Raw genomic sequence first — 21482 nt, 5'->3', positions numbered from 1 at the left:
GGTTTGTTTTTTATGGATCCATTAAATTCCTGCTTGCTGGCTTTAGTCAAGATATTCGCTAGATAAAAGCTATATATGGATCCATTGACACCAATAATGTCGTCCGAAAAATTTCTGCCACGCGCCAGTAACAAAGCAGGCGCTTAAAGGCGCGGGCCACGCAGGACGTTACGTCGACGGTCAAGCCATCGCGCGTGGCAGCAACCTTATGCAGGCTTGGAAAGGCTTGGAGATGGCGTACGTTATTCAGCCCGGCCCTGCGAAGGGTTGGCCCTGCGCGTCAGAGAGGTCTACTACCGAAATGAGCCAGGGGCTGCTTCAACATTGCGAAGCAACAACGAAACGCGAGTAAACGTCGATTACACGATTAAGGTCGGGTGAGCCGATGGCTCTGCCTGCGCCTGGCACAGGCAGAGCCAGTTGTTACGCGGTACGCCCACCCAGGGTTTCAGCTACCCAATCCGCAATGTACTGTCCAGCGTTGATGCTATTGTCGAAGCTTGAGTGCTGAACACCGCCTTCTCGGTCGGTAAAGACCTTCAATTCGCGTTTGGGGCTGTTTACCAATTGCTCAAACGAGCGGTGAGCCCACTTGAGCGGGATCTGAGAGTCCTTTTCTCCGTGGGTGACCAGGAAAGGGACTTTGATGCGATCGAGAATGCCGTCCAAATGAACGTTCTCTGAAATGTGCATGAAGTCATTGATGTCCTTCGCCCCCCAAACCCAACTGACATGTTCCCAGTAGTGAGGTACGGGAAAGCTACCTTCCTTCTCGAGCCGACGTTTCTGCACATCCCGCCAGTCGTGGTTGGCCCCCCAGACAACGCCACAGGCGAAACGTGGTTCAAAAGCAACTGCGCGCGGGCAGTAGTAACCGCCCAGGGAAACGCCTTCCAGACCGATACGCTTGGCGTCGACTTCAGATCGAGTTTCCAACCAATCAACGATTCGACTGGCCCAATGCTCGCTGTCATAGCGAGCAGTAAGACCATGCAGACGCAGTGCCTCGCCGGTACCTGGCTGATCGATGACAAGCGAAGATACACCGCGCTTGGCCAACCATGCCGGCAAGCCAACGCGGTATTTCATTTCTTTGGTGGAGTCCAGTCCGTTGACTTGTACCAGCAACGGAGCCGGGCCCTCGACGCCTTCTGCGCGCACATAGAGCCCTGAGATGATCTTGCCCTCATAAGGGATTTCAACACGCTCACAGCTCTCTTTGGATAAGGCGACGCCACGGGCGAAGGTTTCTAAAAAGCGCTGGTACAGCTCTTTACGACCAGGTGCACCATGAGCCTGCAGGCGTTCGCATGTGAGGTAGTAGGTAGCGGCGCGATTGTACTTTTCGCCTGCAGAGAGCCGCCGGCCAGCAACCTCGTCCTCCTCGGCAAGACCGCAGAGTTTGTCGGCCATCTTTGACCACGTTTCGCGGAAGGCTGAAGTGCCAGCCGCGTCGGGTTGTTTCGCCGCCTCTTGTAAAGACGCGCACATCTCTTCGATCTCGCCTATGCGAGCACCCATTTCGATGGCGAGATCCACCGACAGGTTCCAAACATAATTAGTGGGAAAATAGCGAAACATTTTTATTGTCCTTTTGCGGTCTGAAGGCGAACCCGGGGGCTTCAGGCACTCCGGGCACGATCAGAGCGGGACATTATTCAGTGCGAAGATTTATGGCCAATCGCGAGTAAGGATGCGAGGTATCACGAATCACGATACAACATACAAGAGCCGCCCATTGACTCGAGTTCTGTAAGCACAACACCCCACAATTCTGCATATCATGGGCGCAAAATAAACTTCAGCAGTGGCTGACTCCATTGAGTCATGCGGGTAATCGGATTACCTGCTGCCCTCCTCCAGCGTTTTAATAGAATCGTGGACAGTCTCTCTGAGCCAGCGGTGCATAGGGTCACCATCCATGCTGCGGTGCCATTGCATGATCTCTCTCATAACGGGGATCTTCACCGGCGGTGGAAGGATACGAAGTGGCAGGTATCGTGAGTAAAGCTCAGCCAGCCGGCGGTGCATGGTGGCTACTCGATGAGTGCCCACGATCAATTGTGGAAGCGTGTTGAAGTCGTTGGTAATGACTTCAAGTCGACGCTTGAAGCCGTATTGACTCATAAACCAATCTTCAATACTCAGTTGTCGAGACCGACCAAACCCGACAGAGATATGCCCCATTTCTGCGTATTGCTCCAGCGTCAACGCTTCACCCACTGCACTGTTGCCACTCCAGACAACACATACGTGCTCCTCCTCAAATAGCAATTGAGATGGGTGCCCTTCAATGAGATAGCGCTCCGGAACAATCATCAGGTCGATTTCCCCTCGAAGGGTCATCTCCACTGCCTGCTCCCCAGGAGGATGCATCTCAAACGTGATCCCTGGTGCTGCCTTGTATATGCGCTGAATAACCTGCGCAAAGAGAACACTGATCAGGTAGTCCGACGTGATTAAGCGAAAATGCCGCTTGCTGGAAGCCGGATCAAACAGCGGCTTTGCTGTGATGGAGGAGCGAATCGTCAGTAGCACTTCGCGTACTGGTTTTGCCAATTCAAGCGCATAGGCGGTGGGTTGCATTGAACGACCTACCTGCACCAGCAGTTCGTCCTCGAAGTACTTTCGGAGTCTGCCGAGCACGCCGCTTGTAGCGGACTGGGTCATGTGGAGACGTTCGGCAGCACGGGTAATGTTCTGCTCCTCCAGGAGCACGTCTAGCGCCACGAGAAGATTCAGATCCAAGTGATGAAATCGCATGGCGATGCATCTCCGCTGTTCTAGTTATTTTTGAGATACCTTCACCCGATACTCTCGATGCGTCAAGCCAGCCTCCTCCCCGTCGTCGAACAGCCCTCTCCTGGCTGGCTGTCCAGCCATGTATCGAGTTTTCGGATAGCTGGCATCTCAAGTTGCGATTAGTCAGCAACCGCCTCAGACAGCACCCTCCACTCCAGTCGTGCGGCATGCCAACCGCAGTGACACCACCACCGGCTCCGCTGCCGGATCATAATTTTAATGGAGTGGTAACCATGAACATTCTTGGCCTTGATGCCTTGGTATTTGGCGTCGATGACCTGCAAGCCTGCGCTGATTGCCTTCGTGATTACGGACTGAGCGTAATACACCTGGATGCCGAAAGAGGACACTTTGAGTCGTTGGACGGATCGGCCATCATCATCCGTCGTCCAGAAGATCCAGAGCTACCTGCGGCAAAGGGCCCTGCGCCTTCACTGCGCGAGACTATCTATGGCGTTGCAACCTCCACCGATCTCGACGCAATCGAGGATGAGTTGAGCCGAGATCGTGAAGTACGTCGCGATGCTAACGGCACCCTGCATACAGTAGATGACCTCGGTTTTGCTATTGCCTTCCAGGTTTCCTGGCGTCGCCGCTTCGATGCTCCAGCAGACCTGACCAATGCCCCGGGCAGCGCGCCACAACGCCCGATCAACCAACTGGGCATCACTCCCGAGATGGCGGCTCTACCTCGTACGCTTTCGCACGTCGTGTATTTCGTTCCCGATGCCGCAAAGGGTGAAGCCTTCTATCGCGATCGACTGGGATTCGTTACCACCGACAGATTCGTTGGTGTCGGCCCCTTCATGCGGGCAAAAGGCATGGATGACCATCACTGCCTGTTCATGATCCAGACCCCTCCACACATGCAAGGGTGTGAGCATTTCACCTTTCATATGGGCAGTGGCACAGAAGTCCTTCTCGCGGGTACCCGTTTTCAGCAGAAGGGTTGGACGAGTTTCTGGGGCCCCGGGCGTCACCTCTACGGCTCCAATTGGTTCTGGTATTTCAACAGCCCATTGGGTTGTCACATCGAATACGACGCTGACATGGATAAGCACGATGACGCTTGGGCTGCTCGCCAGGCTCCCATGTCTGCAGACAACTCGCAGTTGTTCCTGTTTACCTCTCGCGAGAAGTGGGCTCCGGGTGGCCCACCGCCGAAGCAGAGCTAAGCGGTGGATCGTAGCGTAGCGCTCTGCCCTCTCGATCAACTCAAAGAAGGCCGCGCGCTCGGTTTTGATCCCTTCAGGTCAGGCGGCGACACCGTGTTCGCCTTACTGCATCTAGGAGAGGTACGGGTCTATCGCAATAGCTGTCCTCACCTCGATGTGCGCCTGGAATACCGAAAGAATCGATTCCTATCAGCCGACGGACAACGCGTCATTTGCTATGCGCATGGCGCGCAGTTCATGCCGGACAGCGGAGAGTGCGTATTTGGCCCGTGTTTAGGGCAATCGTTAACCGCTTTTAAGTTCCGGTGCGAGGAAGGTTTGCTTCTTCTGTGCATAGACCCATTCGACCAACCCATTGAGGTATCGCGCGGCGCGATAGGTCACATCTGAGGACTCGATTAGTCAAATCCTGCGGCACTCGGGAAACTCAAACCCACGCACTAACAACGACCGCATCTATCAAGTATGCGGAGAACAAGAACAACACGTGAGTAACTTCATGAATATTGCAAAAGTGCTGATCGTCGGTGGTGGTATTGGTGGTTTGTGTGCCGCCATCGCATTGCGCCGTAAAGGGATTGAAGTCGATCTGGTCGAGATCAAGACCGAATGGACGGTCTACGGCGTCGGCATCATCCAGCAAAGCAACGTAGTCCGCGAAATGGCGAAGCTGGGCCTGCTCGATGCTTATCTTGATGCAGCTTACGCATTCGAAGACGTTGGTATCTACAACACCGATGGCCTGCCTCTGGTTCGGATTCCTGGGCAGCGCCTTGCCGGCCCGGAGTACCCAGCCAATGTTGGCATCTCCCGCAGAGCCCTTCATAAGGTACTTAGCGAAACAGCTATCGAACTCGGCACCGACGTTCGACTAGGTACTTCAATCGAGAGTTTTGAGCAGAGCGAGGATGGTATCGATGTGCTGTTCAACGATGCAAGCCGAGCTCGCTACTCTCTGGTTGTAGGCGCTGATGGCCTGTTCTCCAAGGTTCGTAACCTGATGTTCGGCGACAAGTACCAACCTCGCTTCACCGGCCAATCCGTATGGCGTTACAACTTTCCACGCGCCCCCGAAATCGATCATCTCGCCAACTACCAAGGCCCTTCGGGTAACGCGGGTCTCGTCCCTTTGGCTGATGACTTGATGTATCTCTTCACCACGTCTCACGAGCCGGGCAATCCCTGGATGGATGAAGGAACCCTGGCGGAGGAGCTTCGCAAGCGCCTCTCCAGCTTTGGTGGACTGATCGGCAAATTGCGTGAGCAGATCACTGATAACTCACAGGTTGTCTACAAGCCGCTTGAGGCAGTGTTCGTCGATGAGTGTTGGTACCACGGACGCGTCCTGCTCATCGGAGATGCCGCTCACGCCACTACTCCGCACCTTGGCCAAGGTGCTGGCATGGCGATTGAGGACGCCGTTGTCCTGAGCGAGGAACTCGTCTCTGGCGGCACCTTGGCTGAACAACTGCAACGTTTCATGGATCGTCGATTCGAACGCTGCAAGTTCATCAGTGAGAAATCTCTATTCGCTGGCGAAAAAGAGATGCAACAAGATCGCGACTTCGATCGCATATCCCTGGTTAAGCAAATGCTGGAGGTCACTTCACACCCTGTCTGATATCGCAGTGGTGCGCCAAGCCTGTGGCGCACCCGATCGCAATACAACACTGACCTAAAAAAACAAGAATGAGGTGACTTAAATGCTGTCTTGCAAGCACGCATCCACCCGGCCGTTACCACCACTCAAACCTCTTGCATTCGCTATTTCTATGTTAGCGATCACCGCAGGACTACCTGATGCCCACGCTTTCGAATTCGATACGGGGAATCCCGATCTTCGAGCACGGTGGGATAACACCCTGAAATACAGTTCGGCATGGCGCACAAAAGGTCAGAGCGACAAATTGATCGATGGCCAAACAGCGCTCAATCAGGATGACGGCGACCGTAACTTCGACAAGGGTCTGATCTCCAATCGTCTGGATCTGCTCTCTGAAATGGACATCACGTACAAAAACGTCGGCGCTCGTGTGAGCGGAGCCGCATGGTACGACGACGTCTACAACCGCAGCAGCGACAATAACGATCCGTCCCGCGCCAATAGCTATTCAGTAGCCTATGACGAATTCACCCATGACACCCGCACCCTGCATGGTCGTAAAGGTGAGCTTCTGGATGCCTTCCTGTTTGGCAAGACCGATGTCGGCGACATGCAAGCCTCGGGTCGAGTGGGTCAGTACGCAATGCAGTGGGGGGAAAGTCTTTTCTACGGCATGAATGGTATCGCCGGCGGCATGGCGCCAATCGATGTAGTCAAATCCTTGTCGGTACCCAATACCCAGTTCAAGGAGTTGATCCGTCCAGTCCGGCAGCTCTCTGGCCAGCTCCAACTGACTCCGGATGTATCCATCGGCGCCTATTACCAGTTCGAATGGGAAGCAAACCGCCTGCCAGCCGAAGGTAGCTACTTTTCCACCAGCGATAGCTTCGGTGAAGGTAACGAGCGCATGTTCATTGGCGCTCCGCTGTTTCCGGGTGCCCAACCGCTGGCGTTCTATCACGGTAAGGACAAAGATGCGAAGGACTCGGGGCAAGGCGGCGTACAACTTCGCTGGCGTACCGAGACAGTGGACTGGGGCGTCTACGCCATCCGCTTCCATGATAAAAATCCACAGCTGAACGTGCGCCCGGACTTCGCGAATCTGAACCCTCAGTCGGGCAAAGCCGGCGAGTACTACTGGGTCTATCCGGAAGGTATCGAGGCTCTGGGCGCGAGCTTCTCCACCACGCTCGGCAACTACAACATTGCTGGCGAGCTCTCCACTCGCTGGAACCAGCCTCTGGCGTCCACCAACCAGCGCACTCTTGCACCGGGCGAGTCGATCAACAATGACGATGACCCTCTGTATGCAACGGGGAGGACGCTGCACGCCAACATCTCATGGCTGTCCAGCCTCGAGCCGAACTTCATCGTCCCGGAAGCCAATTTCCTCGGTGAGATTGCATGGAACAGAGTCATGAGCGTCAGCAAAAACAAAGACGCCATTGACCCGAATGCAGACCGCGACGCGACCAGTCTGCGACTTGTTTACGAACCTATGTATCGCCAGTTCCTGCCGGGGCTGGATTTATCCGTGCCTATCGGCGCCAGCTACACAAACGGTGCCTCCGAGGCACTGGGCACGGGCTTCGGAGCCGATCACGGCGGTGACCTCAATATCGGGCTCAAAGGCAACTATCTGAACACCTGGAATCTGGGCCTGACGTATACGCACTACTACGGCCCGGAAAATACCTTCCTTGATGCCGCCAACCACTACACGTTCGAACAGTCGCTCAAAGATCGCGACTTCCTTGCCTTCACTGTCAGCCGCACCTTCTGACCGAGGATTATTCGATGATAAACAATAAGAAATTTGTCTCTTTGCTCACCACCTTGAGTGCCTCGCTGTTTTTTGCTCATGGGGCAATGGCAGCCGTCTCCGCCGATGAAGCGGCCAAATTGAAGTCGACGCTGACTCCATTTGGCGCGCAACGCGCAGGCAACGCCGACGGCAGTATTCCGGAGTGGAAAGGAGGCCTCACCCAGGCCGACCCCTCATACAAGGAAGGCGGCAAGCGCAATGATCCGTTCGCGGCCGACCAGGCTTTGCTCACCATTACCGCCCAGAACATGGCTCAGTACGCCGATAAGCTGTCGGCTGGCACCCAAGCCATGCTGAAAAAGTACCCGGACAGCTACAAGGTCGTGGTGTACCCAACTCGTCGCACTGCCGCTGCCCCGCAGTCCATTTACGATGCTACTTTCGCGAATGCCACCAGCGGCAAACTGGCGAGCGGCCCGGCGGGGCCTATGCCTTTAGGCGCGGCAGGCGGTATTCCGTTCCCGATCCCCCAGAATGGCGAAGAAGCCATCTGGAACCACCTGTTGCGTTGGCGCGGAGCTTCGTGGCACGCCAATTTCTCTCAGTACCTCACCACGGCGGACGGAAAGCATGTACTGACGAACGACTCCCGGGCAGATGTTCAAATGCCTTGGTACCTACCCGGTTTCAGCAGTGACAAGGGCGTCTTCTGGTCAATCCGGATGACGAACGACGGCCCACCATTACGCGCCGGAGAGGCAATCACAGGTCTTGAGAATATCAATGCCGACAACACCACTGCCTGGACGTACCTCCCTGGCCAGCGCCGAGTTCGCCGCCTTCCTAACGCCTGCTGCGACACCCCGACTCCGGCGACCGCTGGGGTGATGAGCTTCGACGAGCTCAATGTGTTTACCGGCCGAATTGACCGCTTCGACTGGAAGCTGGTCGGCAAGAAAGAGTTGTACATCCCGTACAACTCGAACCGGGTATTCACAGCCTCCAGCCCCGAAGCACTCTTCGACGCGCACCATATGAAATCCGACGCCGTGCGTTGGGAGCTGCACCGTGTCTGGGTAGTTGAAGCGACCCTGAAGAGCGGTGCTCGACACGTTATGCCCAAGAGCACCTATTACCTCGATGAGGACACCTGGACAGCCGTCCTTGGTGATCGCTACGACGCCCGGGGGCAACTCGCAAAAGTGTTGTGGACTTCGCCAGTTGCTCTGCCCGACCTCCCAGGCACTGCATCAGTCACTACCGGTTTTTACGACCTGCTTTCCGGTGCATGGTTCGTCGGTGACGTTTTTGCCGGGAAGAGCGAGCAATACCGCATCGTGCCGCCCTACAAGGACTCGGTATTTACCGCTGACGCGATGGCGGGTGAAGGCGTCCGGTGATTCTGGCGGGGCGTAAGCCCCGCCTGCATCAAATAAGAACAAAAAGGGTTGCGTGCGATGAAAAAGATAATCTCCGGCTTGCTAATGGCAGCGGGTTGCTCGTTGCTGCCGGTCTGGGCAGCAGATACGGTCGATGTCCTTTCCCAAAAGGCAGTACTCGGATCTCAAGCACTGCATGCGGTGCTCCTGGACGTCAACCAAGCCGGTTCGCGGCTGGTTGCAGTCGGCGAACGCGGTGTTGTGCTGCTGTCAGATGATAGTGGCCAACATTGGCGACAATCCGCGAGCCCCGTCAGCACAACGTTGACCAGCGTGCAATTCGTTGACTCGAAGAATGGCTGGGCTGTGGGTCACTCCGGTGTCGTGCTGCATAGCAGCGATGGCGGGGAAAGCTGGCAATTGCAGCTGGATGGAAAGCAAGCGGCTGCCCTTGAGTTGCAAGCAGCTCAATACTCCGGGGATTCAAAGCGAATCGCTGTGGCGCAGAGATTGTCGGCCGACGGTGCCGACAAGCCTCTGTTGGTAGTGAACTTCGTTGATGCAAACCATGGCGTTGCCCTTGGGGCGTACGGTCTTGCGCTGATGACGAAGGACGGAGGCAATACCTGGCAATCCTGGATGGGGAACCTTCCAAATCCGCGAGGCCTGCATCTCTATGCGATGGCTCGCGACGGCGATGAAATCATTATCGCGGGTGAGCAAGGTTTGTTGTTGCACTCCATCGATAGCGGCCTCACGTTCGAAGCCCTCAAGGGTTCTTACGAAGGCAGTTATTTTGCCGCTGCAATTCTTCCCAATAAGAAGATTCTGGTCGGAGGCCTGCGAGGCAAGCTGTTCTCCTCTGATGATAGTGGCAACAGCTTCCAGACTGTCGACAACCCCATTGCTGCTTCCCTCAATGCCATTCGCATCGCCGGTCAAAACCTGTTGCTCGTCAATCAGGCCGGCATCCTCCTGCGGAGCGGACTTACAGATCTGCACTTTCAGCCAATCACCGTTTCCGAAGGACTTCCTTTGACCTCAGTCAGTGAAACATCTGATGGCGCCCTAGTCGCTGTTGGAATGGCAGGCGCGCGGCGCCTGGCGCCTTTTTTTTCCTCCAAAATCGCGGACTGAGCCATGCACGTAAAGACCTCCCCTACTCCGTCTGCCGGCAGTCTCGACGACTTCGACAGCACCTCCGGCTCCGTATTGGAGCGCGCACTCTTCAACCATCGTGCCCTGGTTGTACTGCTTTGCCTGGTCGCGACAGTTCTGCTGGCATGGCAGGCGACACGCGTGACACTCAATGCAAGCTTCGAGAAGATGATTCCGCGTGAGCATCCGTACATCGTCAACTACCTGGAGCACCGCCAGGAACTGGCGGGTCTTGGCAATGCTGTGCGAATTGCCGTAGTGAACCCGGAGGGGAGTATCTACGACAAAAAATATTTGCACACTCTCCAGCAACTCAGCGATGAGGTGTATCTGCTGGCGGGGGTTGACCGTGCAGCAATGAAGTCGCTGTGGACGCCATCTACTCGCTGGACTGGTGTCACCGAGGAAGGGCTGGAAGGCGGCCCGGTAATTCCCGATGGCTACGACGGCGGCAGTGCAAGCCTGGAATCCCTTAAGCGTAACGTTGAGCGCTCCAACGAGATCGGACAGTTGGTGGCTTTCAACCAAAGCTCCAGCATTGTGTACGTGCCACTGTTGGAACGAACGCCTGATGGTCAGCCTCTGGATTACACCGTCTTCGCTCATGAACTGGAAAAACTGCGTACTAAATACCAAGCGCAAGGTGTTGAGATCCACATCACCGGTTTTGCGAAAGTTGTAGGTGACCTGATCGATGGTCTCAAACAAATTCTAGTGTTCTTCGCTGCAGCAATCTTGATCACCGCGGCAGTACTTTACTGGTACACCCGTTGCGTACGAAGCACCTTTCTGGTGGTGACCTGCTCTTTGGTCGCAGTGATTTGGCAGCTGGGTTTACTACCATTGCTCGGGTACGAACTTGACCCTTACTCGGTGCTGGTGCCATTTCTGGTGTTCGCAATAGGCATGAGCCATGGCGCACAGAAAATGAATGGCATCATGCAGGACATAGGGCGCGGGATGCATCGCCTGGTGGCTGCGCGGTTTACATTCCGCCGGTTGTTCCTGGCCGGCCTGACTGCGTTGCTATGTGATGCGGTGGGGTTCGCAGTTCTGATGATCATCAAGATACAGGTGATCCAGGATCTGGCAGTAATCGCCAGTCTCGGCGTAGCCGTCCTCATTTTCACAAACCTGATTCTGCTCCCGGTACTGCTCTCCTACATTGGCGTTAGCCAAAAAGCGGCTCGGCGCAGCCTTCGAGGCGAGGAAGCTGAGGCGTGTGGCGAAGAGAAACACGTTGTATGGCGTTTCCTGGATCTCTTCACTCGCAAGCGTTGGGCAACGCTATGCGTCATCGTCGCTGCGCTCATGGCCTGCGCAGGCTACGCAGTAAGCCTGAAGCTGAAAGTTGGTGATCTGGATGCCGGCGCTCCAGAGCTTCGCCCTGACTCTCGCTACAACCGTGACAATGGATTCATAACACAGCATTACGGTGCAAGCAGCGACGTATTTGCCGTGATGGTGAAGACTCGCGCTGGGGAGTGCTCGACGTACAACACGCTGAAGCGAGTTGATGATCTGGATTGGCAGCTTCGCGGACTTGAGGGTGTCGACTCGACTAACTCCTTGGCGTTGTTAAATCGCCGCGTGCTGGTTGGTCTCTCCGAAGGCAACCCCAAATGGTACGAGTTAGTGAACAACCAGGCGACCTTGAACATGGTCACCGCGGGAGCCCCACGTGGCTTGTACAACGATGACTGCAGCCTGTTGACGCTCTATGCCTACCTCAAAGACCATAAGGCCGACACGCTCAACAACGTTGTCGGAAATGTTGAAGGTTTTGCCAGGAACAATAACTCCGGCGATGCCACGTTTCTTCTGGCCGCGGGTAGTGCAGGCATTGAAGCGGCCACCAATATCGTTGTGAAACAGGCGAATCACGACATGCTGTGGTGGGTCTACGGCGCAGTCATTCTGCTTTGCCTGGTGACTTTCCGATCGTGGCGCGCAGTGCTCTGTGCAGTATTGCCTCTCATGCTCACATCGATTCTTTGTGAAGCCTTGATGGTCGCGCTGGGCATGGGCGTCAAGGTCGCCACCCTGCCCGTTATCGCTCTTGGTGTAGGCATCGGTGTCGACTATGCGTTGTACGTCATGAGCATCGTGCTGGCCCAGCTTCGCCAAGGCGAAAGCCTGTCCCGGGCCTATTACCAGGCGCTTCTGTTCACCGGCAAGGTCGTCATGCTGACAGGCGTGACACTCGCTATCGGCGTGGGCACCTGGATTTTCTCTCCGATCAAATTCCAGGCAGACATGGGCGTGCTGCTGGCCTTCATGTTTGTCTGGAACATGGTCGGGGCGCTGATCTTGTTGCCGGCGCTGGCGTATTTCCTCTTGCCCCAGAAACGCCCGGTTGCAGACACACCCGCAGTACTGAATCCGGTCGCCACACGCAACCCAGTAGCGCAGGACAAGGCTTTTCAACGCCCGGTTGCGCTGGAGGTTCGTCATGAAGGCTGAATACAAAGCCGGTACGCCGCAATCCTTATTGCTGCTGCTCGGCAGCTGCCTGCCGGTACTGGGCGCGGTACTGCTGGCCCCGGTGCTGCCACGCATGCAGGTGTATTTCGCCAACACACCGGGGGCTGCCGTGCTGGTTCCGGTGGCCCTGACTCTACCGGCCCTGATGATTGCCTTACTGGCGCCGTTCGCCGGGATGATCGCCGACCGTACCGGGCGTAAGCCGCTGTTGCTGGTGGCGATGCTGATTTACACGCTGTGCGGGACTTTGCCTCTGTGGCTCGATTCACTGCAGGCCATTGTCCTAAGCCGCGCCGGCATCGGCGTGGCCGAAGCGGCGATTATGACCTGCTGTACCGCCCTGATGGGCGACTACTATAGCGGCGGGCGCCGCGAGCGGCTGTTTGCCTTGCAGATGGTCGCGACTTCCTTATCGGCGGTGTTGTTTATGGCCATCGGCGGGCAGTTGGGCCAGGACAGCTGGCGCACGCCGTTCGCCTTGTATGCCGTGGGTCTAGTGCTTCTACCGTTGATGGCGCTGTGGCTATGGGAGCCTCGGGCGCTGGTGGCGGCTGAGGCCGCCCAGAGCCGCTTGCCATGGCGAGGGTTGTTGCCGCTGCTGGTGCTGGCGTTGCTGGCGGGCATGAGCCTGTTCATCGTACCGGTGCAGGCTGGCTACCTGCTTAACCTGCTGGGCGTGGACGCGCCGCAGCAGATCGGCATGACCATGGGCGGTAACCAGGTGGGCGTAGTGCTAGGCGCCCTGAGTTTTAGATTGATTGGTCGCGCTCGGTCTTCGTGGCTGTTGCTGCTGGCTTTTTTGTTGGCCGGCAGCGGTGGATTGTTGATGGCGGGGGCGGGCAGTCACGGCTTGGTTTCGTTGGCGGTTTTTATCAACGGACTGGGCATCGGCCTGATGCTACCCACCTTGATCACCCGGGTCATGGCCCAGGTCGGTTTCAGCCAGCGCGGGCGGGCCAGCGGCCTGTTTACCGCAGCGATCTTCGCCGGTGAGTTCGTCAGCCCCCTAGTGGTGCTGGCCATGACCGCAGGCGTTCCTTCAGCCTTGCCGATCGCGCTGGCCGTGATCGGCGGGCTGCAGTGGCTGGTAGCCCTGAGCTGTCTGCGCATCCCTACCATCGCCCCCTTGGGAGAACACGCATGAATACAGACCTATTCGGCATGGCCGGCAAGGCGGCGTTGATCACCGGCGCTACCCGCGGCATCGGTCTGGCCATCGCCCGTGCTTATGGCCGTGCCGGGGCGCGCCTGGCCATTAGTAGCGAGAGTCTTGAAGACTGTACTCGGGTGGCCGCAACCTTGACTAGGGAGGGCTTCGACGCCTGGCCCATCGCCGCCGACCTCAGCCAGCAGGAGGATGTCGTTATCCTGGCCGAGGCCGTGCTGGCGCGCTTTGGCATCCTCGACGCGCTGGTGTGCAACGCTGGCATCGCCCCGCACATGGGGCCGCTGGCAACCGCGAGCGATCTCGACTGGGACGCCACCCTGACCGTGAACCTGCGCAGCGCATTGTGGCTGACCAGTGCCGTGCTACCGGCCATGGCAGCGCGGGGTGGCGGCAGCGTGGTGCTGATGGCCAGCATCGCCGGGGTGCGCGGCAACAAGGCACTGGGGCTTTACGGGATATCGAAGGCAGGCCTGGCACAACTCGCCCGCAATCTCGCTGTGGAATGGGGCCCCGAGAACATCCGCATCAATGCTATCAGCCCCGGCGTGATTCAAACCGAATTCGCACGCCCACTAACAGATAACCCTGAAGTGATGCAGCGCCGCATGGCGCTCACCCCATTGCGTCGTGTTGGGCGCCCGGAGGAAGTAGCTGCCTTGGCACTTTTACTGGCCGCACCAGGCGGCGCGTTCATCAGCGGACAGAACATTGTAGTCGATGGTGGTACCACCATCGGTGATGGAAACTAAGGAGACTTTATGCAAAAACTTCCAGATTTTAAACGCATTGTTACGGGTCACGATGCCAAGGGGCATGCCGTCGTCGCTAGCTGCGGCGCAACACCGAACAACTTCCCGCTCAAAGCGATTCCAGGTACTGTCTTCTACGAAGTATGGAACAGCGCAACCACCCCCGCCCCACTGGACAACGCTGATGACCCTACTGCCCAGCCGCTGCAACTTATCCCTGGGCCGCTGGGTAGCGTGATTCGAGTGGTGGATATCCCGCCGGACAGCATCCAAAACCAGGTCAGCGCAGAGGATGCAGCTGCTGCGTTCGCAGAGATTGGCCAAAGCCATGCAGGTACTGGAAAGGCCGACTCTAAACACAAACTTATGCACCGCACCGAGACATTGGATTATGGAGTCGTCACGGAAGGTGAGATTTGGTTAGTGCTTGACGGGGAAGAGGTTCACCTCAAGAAAGGTGACATAGTGGTACAGCGAGGCACCAACCACGCTTGGAGTAACCGCACAGAGCAAATGGCGAGGATGGTCTTCATCCTCCTGGACGGTCGTTATGCTCCGGATCTGCAGGAGCTCCTGCCATGAAGCTTGCCACACTCAATGACGGTACCCGGGACGGACGCCTGCTCGTGGTCTCGCGCGATCTACAGCATGCTGTAGACGCCAGCGGGATTGTCGCCACAATGCAGGCTGCGTTGGATAGCTGGGAAAACGTGCAACCGGATCTGGAAAATCTTTATCGTAGTTTGAACCTCTGTGAGGTCGCCGGAAGCTTTGAGCTTGCCATTGAACAGTTGATGGCCCCACTACCGCGCGCATGGCAGTGGTTGGACGGTTCCTGCTTCCTCAGCCATGGCGAATTGATGCAGAAAGCTTTCAACCTGGAGCCCATCGAGAACATCGAACGTATCCCCCTGATCTACCAGGGTGCCGGCGACGATTTTCTTGGCCCGCGTGCAGACATACCCTTGCCCAGTGAGGCTCATGGCATCGATTTCGAAGGCGAGTTCGCTGTACTGCTAGACGGCGTCCCTATGGGTTGTCCTGCTGAGCAGGCACTAAAACATATTCGCCTGGTGCTGCAGTTAAACGACGTTAGCCTTCGCGCCTTGGCACCGCGAGAGATGAAAACTGGCTTTGGTTTCCTCCAGGCTAAGCCTTCTACCAGTTTCGCCCCTGTAGCTGTTACCCCAGACGAACTGGACGAAGCGTGGGTTAACGGCCGTGTACATCTCCCGTTAAAGGTCGAGTGGAATGGCGAGTGGTTTGGTCATCCGCACGGAGGAGCCATGCACTTTGGCTTCCACCAGTTAATTGCCCACGCTGCGCTGACGCGCAAACTGAGTGCCGGTACGTTGATCGGCTCAGGCACAGTTTCAAATGCCGACCGGTCTGTTGGGTCTGCCTGCATTTCGGAGCGCCGAGCCATCGAGACCATCGCTGAAGGTGCACCTCGCACCGGCTTCATGCACTTCGGTGACAGAATACGAATGGAGGTCAGGGGGCCCAATGATGATGTGCTATTTGGCGCAATCGATCAGCGTGTGGTGCAGGGAGGCTGGACATGCGCGTGATGGTCAGTGGTGCCAATGGGTTCGTTGGTCGTGAACTGGTCACCCACCTGCTGAAGCTGGGTGAGATTCGCGGGCGAAAGATCGAAGCGCTTCTGCTGCTTGACCAGAATCTGGATGACCTGCCAGAAGACAGTCGCCTGCGCCGCCATTCAGGCAGCATTACCGATCCGGCACTGCTGCGTCGGGTGTTGGCTGACGGAATCGATGTGGTTTTTCACCTCGTTAGCATCCCTGGCGGCGCTGCAGAGATGAATTACGATCTGGGCTACCAAGTCAATTTGCAAGCCAGCCTGGAGCTCTTGCATCAATTGCGCAACCACGACTGCCCCCCCGTATTGGTCTATGCAAGCAGTGTTGCCGTATACGGAGGTGAACTCCCTACGAGAATGGATGAAACGCAGGCTGCGCACCCTCAGCTTTCCTACGCAGCACACAAGCGCATGATCGAGATTGCCATTGAGGACTTGGCTCGCCGTGGCGAAGTCGATGGACGTGTGCTACGACTTCCCGGGATTGTAGCTCGCCCAACCGAACCAAACGGATTGAAGTCCGCTTTCATGAGCGACCTCTTGCATGCGTACGCTGCAGGTGAGCCGTATGACTGCCCAGTTTCACCGCATGCAGCTGCATGGTGGATGTCGGCTCGTTGTTGCGTGGAGAACCTGCTACATGCCGCAGAACTCACAAACTTGGCGGAGGGTCGACTCTGGCAGTTGCCGGTATTGCAACTATCCATAGCCCAGGTACTCGATGCTCTCGCAGGTCGCTTCGGCAAAGCTAATGGCGAAAAAATCAAATTCAAACCCGACCCTCAGTTGGAGGTCTTGTTCGGGCGCCAGCCACCACTTCGAACCCCGCGAGCTCGCGCAATGGGTTTTCGTCATGATGGCTCCGTTGCTGCACTACTGCGCAATGCGTTGAGAAACTCTCCCAGTCTCACCCTATCGAAAAAATCCAAAGCAGGAGCCGTCGTCCATGAACCTCAATAAATGTCGCATGCTCGATTTGTCGGTCTGTCTGGACAACAATCCCTACACAGATCCCCCGCCTCTGCTCCCCAAGATCGACTACATGGATCACCAGGAAGGTTGGCCCGAAATGGCAGCCATGTTCCCCGGTCTGCGCAAAGAAGACTTGCCTGGCAATGAGTCATGGGCGGCTGAGCGGCTCAGTATCACTACACATAGTGGTACTCACATGGATGCACCTTGGCACTATGCATCCACAACGGACGGTGGGAAGCCGGCATTCGGTATCGATGAGTTGCCGTTGGAATGGTGTTTACAGCCTGGCGTAAAGCTCGACTTTCGGCACTTGCCCGATGGACACGTGGTGACTGTATCGGAGTTGGAAGCTGAGTTACGGCGAACCAATCACGAACTGAAGCCCTTGGAAATCGTCGTAATAAACACACGTGCCGGAAGTCTGTTTGGGCAGCCGGGCTACCTCGATGCAGGCGTTGGAATGGGGCGTGACGCGACGTTATATCTACTGGAGCGAGGGGTGCGAGTGGTGGGAACTGACGCTTGGAGTTGGGACGCCCCCTTCAAGTACACCAAAGAGAAATTCGCCAAGTCAGGTGATGCTTCGATCATTTGGGAAGGGCATAAGGCCGGGCGTGACATCGGCTACGGTCAAATGGAAAAGTTGGCCAACCTGGAATTACTCCCTGCATCAGGTTTTTGGATTTCGTGCTTCCCCTACAAAATCCGACACGCCTCTGCAGGATTTGTCCGCGCTGTAGCTTTATTTGAATGACTTTGCTAGCACAAATATGAACCGGCTTGGTATGGATGCCGAGCTCGATGATGAAGGAAATGATGAGTAGGCAAAAAGGAAGACTACGTTAAGCGCAATGCGCAACATCAGTCCTACTTGTCCCAGGAAAAAATCGCTCTTCATACATCATCAAAAAAAGGGTCCTCTCGGGCCCTTTTGTACTCAAACCAGAATCACTTTGTCAGACAGGACTCAACGGTCGCGGAGCCGTGCTCAGTTTTCCATTCTTTAAGCCCCTTGTGATTTCCACCCTTGCTTTCGATGATTTCACCAGTGTTCGGTTTTTTGTAGACCACTACAGCGCAATAAATTGGTGCTGGGTGGAAAAACTCATTTGATGAACAAAAATCGATGAACAGTTGCGTTCATTTGAGGGACACTGAGCCAGTACTTTTGGGCTGCTGATCGCTTATGAACATCTGACATCGCCCACTTGTTAAATGATGTGTATGGATGTAACGTTTCCATAAGTCATTTACTTGGTTGACCGATTAGGATTCGAAATCACTTCACGGCCCTACTCCCTTCTGTGCTCCAATCGCGAAATCCCCGGAAATGACCTTTCTAGCCTCTTAACTAATTGATTCGGTTACGCATAAGAGACAACAACCCCGTACAGAGCCAGGTCGAGTGTTTGACATTTTGCTTTTTATGCAGCAAGACAAAGAGCGTCCATTGCTTCTGACGAGCCTCCTGTTCACGGGTGGATTTTTTATCGGAGCTTCAAAATTGAATTATGTGGAGCTGATTCAGCTACAAGCCGAGCAAGTCTTTGGCAACAAAGCGAACGCGGATATTTGGCTGAATCAGCCGAAAACAGAATTCGGTGGATCCACTGCGCTGGAGCACGCACACAGTGAAACTGGATACCTAAAAGTCAACGATGCACTTGAGCGAATCCACCATGGGTACTCCTTCTGATTACAAATCTACGTCAGACAATGATGCGCAAGGGCTTACGCTCCAAAGCCGCCACGGTCGCGATACTGATGCCTCGACTTCCTGCGCTGATGCGTTGCGGGCGAATTCAAGCCAGATTGAACGCAACGCCGCACCCTGCCTCTCAAGCTGAGTCCATACCGCCCCCTGAAGCATTGGGGCTGTAGACCAATCACTTTCATCGCCGAGCAAAAATGGCAGTTCGATGCAATGACAGGCGCCCCAAAGAGAATCGGGTGCCTGCCAAGCAAAGCTGTATAGGTAAACCGGCTGACCGGCCTCAGCGAGTGTATAGGCCAATTGCCGCGTGCCGTCGATGAAGAGCGAGTTAGCTAAAGGCTCTCCTTGTTGGCGCATCAGCATCCGGCGATGAGCAGTCGATAGTCCTTCGCCCTCTGGCAAAGGAAGGAACGGCAACGCTTCGTCCGCTGTCCAACCGAGCAACGTCGGTACACGGCAAGACGACCAGGCCTTTTGTAGTTCCGGCAATGCTGATAGTGGGTAGCAATCTACGATGGGACCAATGACCAGCGTAGATTTAGCAACCGACAACGCTTGGGCTTGCGCGGCCAACAATTCTTCTACGCTTGCCGTGAGTGGATCCTTACCGAGCATTGCCGCGAATGTCTCACCGAAAGCTCTGGCACCTGCTTCGTCCTGATGCACCCCCATAGGCGGACTCTGCAAAATCGCATGAGCGAACAGCGGGCGAATATTGTCCATGGCCATTAAGTAGGCAATTGACTGCCCACCAGCAGATTGCCCGAACAGCGTGACCTTTCCCGGGTCGCCACCGAGCTTAGCGATATGGCGATTAACCCAGCGAACCGCCTCAATCTGATCGAGCAATCCCAGATTGCCTTCACAAACCCCGTCCAGAAGCAAATAACCAAACACTCCCAAGCGGTAGCTCACGTTGACAACGATAACGCCGCCCTCCTGGGAAAGCTTTTCGGCCCGGTACCACGGTAGCCCACCGCCCCCCGTGAAGTAGCCGCCGCCATGAAACCAAACCATCACTGGGCAGTTATTGAGATTGCCCGGTGGCAGAGTGATGTCCAGCAAAAGGCAATCTTCGGTCTGGGGCAGATCGACTAAAGGTGCGCTCATTACGCGCTCCAGACGTGAAGGCAGCTGACAGGGGATTTTTGAATGGCCGGCGGTGGCCGACAATAAATTCTCCGGAGGTTCGATTGCCTCAGGGGGCTGAAAACGTGCGGCTTGAGCGTAGCGAATACCACTCAGGCGAATGGCAACTAGTTCGCCAGAGTCGTGCTGTAAACCAGGAATACTCGTTTCGGTTGATGACATAACAAATTCCTCCGACATATTTGGTCGTAGTAGACGGTGGTCGTGCATCAGCCGCTATCCGATTAATTTGCTAAAAAACGCCACCTTCGAAACTAAGCGTTCCATGAATGAAACGATTACTTGGTAAATACGCTAATTATTTTTTACGTTGCGCCAGGTTCCAAACGTTCTGATTTTGGAACACTACGTTCTATTCAGGCGGATAGACCAGGAAATATGAAGCATCTAACGTGAGCGATCCCGCTGGATTAGTCGCTGGTGCATAGACACTCGGACGGACAGCAGCGCATTGCAGCGTATGGGAATGACTTGCCCTGCTCTCAACATTGGATATTTTCATGCAGTCACATCCTTTCGCTTATGAAAATCAAAAAAACCATCCTGTGCGCTGGTCCGTTGTCACGGTTGCCTTTCTGGCCGTCTTGCTTGATGGCTTTGACACCACGCTGATCGCCTTTGTGGTGCCCGCGCTCTCCAAAGAGTGGGCTTTGCCCGTCTCGGCATTTTCCCCCGTATTCATTGCTACCAGCGCGGGTGCGGTAATCGGCTACTTGCTGAGTGGTCGTGTGAGTGAGCGGTATGGTAAGAAGACCGTCATCATTATCAGCGTGATCGGGTTTGCATTAGGTAGTATTGCTACATTGCTCTCCCATTCAATCTTTACCCTGGCGGCATGGCGCTTGATCACCGGAATTGGACTTGGCGCGGTATTGCCTGCTGCTATTGCTCTGGCCGTGGCAAATGGCCCCTCAGGGAGGAAAGAGGCAGTCAGTGTGGCGGTGGGTGCTGGTCTTTCGCTCGGTGCCACCGTCGGCGGTTTGGTTGGGGGGGCACTGATTGAGAGGTTCGGATGGCAAAGCCTTTTCGTGCTGGGCAGTATCTTGCCTGCGCTACTGGTTCCCTGGCTAATTTGGGTACTACCAGGTCACGAGTCAGGTAATAAGGTACTCTCCAGCACGAGTGTCGGAGTGGCGAGTTTGTTAAAAAAACCTCAACGCCTGCAAACCATGCTGCTCTGGTCGTTTTCTCTATTCACCTTCACCACCTTCTATGCGCTTTGCTTCTGGGTACCGACCGTACTGACCACCTTGGGGTTTACTGTTGCAAATGCTGCGTTGGGGGTGGCCGCTCTTGGAGGTGGAGGCGTTCTTGGCAGCCTGCTATTGATTCCGCTAGCTGCGCGATTTGGTATTCGTCAAATTCTCATGGTGACGTCTATGGCAACTGTGGCGCTGATTGGGATGACCGCCTTGAGAGCTTTCAGCCCAAGCGATTTATTGATTGCAATCGGAGCCATTGGTGCATGCCTTGTAGCCGGAACACTGGGCCAAGTAGCGATCGCGGTCAGAATGTATGAAGTACAAGCTCAAACCACAGGCGTGGGTTACTCTGCAGCATGGGGGCGGATCGGCTCTATCGTCGGTCCGGCAGCCGGAGGGCTTCTGATCAGTGCAGGTTTTGAGCCACACCAGTTGCTATTCAGCGCTGGCGTTCCAGCCGCGTTCGCCGCACTGATCATGGCGTTTCTGTTACTGACAGCCCGAAAGCAGGTTGTGCAGGCCAGCGCGCTAGGTCAAGTAGACTGATGTTGTTGCGTGA

At 55.8% G+C, this 21482-nt stretch carries 18 protein-coding genes and 1 pseudogene; 15 read left to right on the top strand and 4 right to left on the bottom strand.

Annotated features, from left to right (window positions below):
- Positions 1–423: 423 nt before the first annotated feature.
- Complete coding sequence (locus PSH64_RS13825) at positions 424–1581, bottom strand: S9 family peptidase (protein WP_305480994.1); 1158 nt, start codon at positions 1579–1581, stop codon at positions 424–426.
- A 261-nt stretch (positions 1582–1842) separates the two neighbouring features.
- Positions 1843–2763, bottom strand: a complete 921-nt coding sequence (locus PSH64_RS13820; protein ID WP_305480993.1) for a LysR family transcriptional regulator — start codon at positions 2761–2763, stop codon at positions 1843–1845.
- 272 nt (positions 2764–3035) lie between these two features.
- On the opposite strand from PSH64_RS13820, the gene PSH64_RS13815 reads away from it, so the two are divergent.
- The 13 genes from PSH64_RS13815 to PSH64_RS13755 all read left to right on the top strand — a co-directional run bounded on the left by PSH64_RS13815 (position 3036) and on the right by PSH64_RS13755 (position 17612).
- Positions 3036–3977, top strand: coding sequence for a VOC family protein (locus PSH64_RS13815; protein WP_305480992.1), 942 nt, complete (start codon positions 3036–3038; stop codon positions 3975–3977).
- A gap of 3 nt (positions 3978–3980) precedes the next feature.
- Positions 3981–4367: a Rieske 2Fe-2S domain-containing protein gene (locus PSH64_RS13810; protein WP_305480991.1), complete on the top strand. Its 387-nt coding sequence runs from the start codon at positions 3981–3983 to the stop codon at positions 4365–4367.
- Positions 4368–4476: 109 nt separating this feature from the next.
- On the top strand, positions 4477–5598 hold the full coding sequence (locus PSH64_RS13805; protein WP_305480990.1) for an FAD-dependent oxidoreductase: 1122 nt from the start codon (positions 4477–4479) through the stop codon (positions 5596–5598).
- Between the two features lie 82 nt (positions 5599–5680).
- Complete coding sequence (locus PSH64_RS13800; protein ID WP_305480989.1) at positions 5681–7363, top strand: DUF1302 domain-containing protein; 1683 nt, start codon at positions 5681–5683, stop codon at positions 7361–7363.
- A gap of 14 nt (positions 7364–7377) precedes the next feature.
- Positions 7378–8745 carry a DUF1329 domain-containing protein gene (locus PSH64_RS13795; RefSeq protein WP_305480988.1) on the top strand — a complete coding sequence of 456 codons (1368 nt, stop codon included), beginning with the start codon at positions 7378–7380 and terminating at the stop codon, positions 8743–8745.
- A 57-nt stretch (positions 8746–8802) separates the two neighbouring features.
- The gene (locus PSH64_RS13790) at positions 8803–9861 is read left to right on the top strand and encodes a YCF48-related protein (protein WP_305480987.1); all 1059 of its coding nucleotides are present in this window, start codon (positions 8803–8805) and stop codon (positions 9859–9861) included.
- Positions 9862–9864: 3 nt separating this feature from the next.
- Positions 9865–12345 (top strand): RND family transporter, encoded by a 2481-nt coding sequence (locus PSH64_RS13785; RefSeq protein WP_305480986.1) that lies wholly within the window; start codon positions 9865–9867, stop codon positions 12343–12345.
- Positions 12335–13510, top strand: a complete 1176-nt coding sequence (locus PSH64_RS13780; protein ID WP_305480985.1) for an MFS transporter — start codon at positions 12335–12337, stop codon at positions 13508–13510. Before PSH64_RS13785 ends, PSH64_RS13780 begins: the two co-directional genes overlap by 11 nt.
- A complete protein-coding gene (locus PSH64_RS13775) occupies positions 13507–14283 on the top strand; it encodes an SDR family NAD(P)-dependent oxidoreductase (RefSeq protein WP_305480984.1) in 777 nt (258 codons plus the stop codon). The genes PSH64_RS13780 and PSH64_RS13775 overlap by 4 nt, the downstream gene beginning before the upstream one ends.
- Positions 14284–14292: 9 nt before the next feature.
- Complete coding sequence (locus tag PSH64_RS13770) at positions 14293–14865, top strand: cupin domain-containing protein (RefSeq protein WP_305480983.1); 573 nt, start codon at positions 14293–14295, stop codon at positions 14863–14865.
- A complete protein-coding gene (locus PSH64_RS13765) occupies positions 14862–15854 on the top strand; it encodes a fumarylacetoacetate hydrolase family protein (RefSeq protein ID WP_305480982.1) in 993 nt (330 codons plus the stop codon). The genes PSH64_RS13770 and PSH64_RS13765 overlap by 4 nt, the downstream gene beginning before the upstream one ends.
- The gene (locus tag PSH64_RS13760; RefSeq protein ID WP_305480981.1) at positions 15845–16843 is read left to right on the top strand and encodes an NAD-dependent epimerase/dehydratase family protein; all 999 of its coding nucleotides are present in this window, start codon (positions 15845–15847) and stop codon (positions 16841–16843) included. The genes PSH64_RS13765 and PSH64_RS13760 overlap by 10 nt, the downstream gene beginning before the upstream one ends.
- Positions 16830–17612: a cyclase family protein gene (locus tag PSH64_RS13755; RefSeq protein WP_305480980.1), complete on the top strand. Its 783-nt coding sequence runs from the start codon at positions 16830–16832 to the stop codon at positions 17610–17612. Before PSH64_RS13760 ends, PSH64_RS13755 begins: the two co-directional genes overlap by 14 nt.
- A gap of 194 nt (positions 17613–17806) precedes the next feature.
- On the opposite strand, the pseudogene PSH64_RS13750 reads toward PSH64_RS13755, so the two are convergent.
- Positions 17807–17932 (bottom strand): annotated as a pseudogene (locus tag PSH64_RS13750) (transcriptional regulator); the annotation flags it as partial.
- A 331-nt stretch (positions 17933–18263) separates the two neighbouring features.
- Here PSH64_RS13750 and PSH64_RS13745 point away from each other — a divergent pair.
- Positions 18264–18554 carry an MbcA/ParS/Xre antitoxin family protein gene (locus tag PSH64_RS13745; RefSeq protein ID WP_305480979.1) on the top strand — a complete coding sequence of 97 codons (291 nt, stop codon included), beginning with the start codon at positions 18264–18266 and terminating at the stop codon, positions 18552–18554.
- On the opposite strand, the gene PSH64_RS13740 is transcribed toward PSH64_RS13745, so the two are convergent.
- A complete protein-coding gene (locus PSH64_RS13740) occupies positions 18555–19931 on the bottom strand; it encodes a carboxylesterase family protein (RefSeq protein ID WP_305480978.1) in 1377 nt (458 codons plus the stop codon).
- A gap of 290 nt (positions 19932–20221) precedes the next feature.
- On the opposite strand from PSH64_RS13740, the gene PSH64_RS13735 reads away from it, so the two are divergent.
- Positions 20222–21469, top strand: coding sequence for an MFS transporter (locus PSH64_RS13735; RefSeq protein ID WP_305480977.1), 1248 nt, complete (start codon positions 20222–20224; stop codon positions 21467–21469).
- The last annotated feature ends 13 nt before the right edge of the window (positions 21470–21482 follow it).

The organism is Pseudomonas sp. FP1742, from assembly GCF_030687145.1.
GTDB classification, from domain to species: Bacteria; Pseudomonadota; Gammaproteobacteria; order Pseudomonadales; family Pseudomonadaceae; genus Aquipseudomonas; species Aquipseudomonas frederiksbergensis_D.
The sequence above is the reverse complement of the archived record's forward strand: the minus strand, read 5'-3'. Positions and strand labels throughout refer to the sequence as shown.